This is a genomic window from Salmonella sp. FC25216, from assembly GCF_057751355.1.
Window position 1 is genome coordinate 1 of sequence record NZ_JBDGON010000038.1, and the last position, 469, is coordinate 469.

1 rRNA gene is annotated in these 469 nt (G+C 53.7%); it reads right to left on the bottom strand.

Annotation, left to right across the window (positions count from 1 at the left end):
* Nucleotides 1-469: ribosomal RNA gene (locus AC3G3F_RS23875) — 23S ribosomal RNA — on the bottom strand; the annotation flags it as partial.

A 469-nucleotide genomic window follows, 5' to 3' on the forward strand; every position in this document is an offset into this window, starting at 1 on the left:
GGCTCCCACTGCTTGTACGTACACGGTTTCAGGTTCTGTTTCACTCCCCTCGCCGGGGTTCTTTTCGCCTTTCCCTCACGGTACTGGTTCACTATCGGTCAGTCAGGAGTATTTAGCCTTGGAGGATGGTCCCCCCATATTCAGACAGGATACCACGTGTCCCGCCCTACTCATCGAGCTCACAGCATATGCGCTTTTGTGTACGGGGCTCTCACCCTGTATCGCGCGCCTTTCCAGACGCTTCCACTAACACACATGCTGATTCAGGCTCTGGGCTCCTCCCCGTTCGCTCGCCGCTACTGGGGGAATCTCGGTTGATTTCTTTTCCTCGGGGTACTTAGATGTTTCAGTTCCCCCGGTTCGCCTCATTAACCTATGGATTCAGTTAATGATAGTGTGACGAGTCACACTGGGTTTCCCCATTCGGACATCGCCGGTTATAACGGTTCATATCACCTTACCGGCGCTT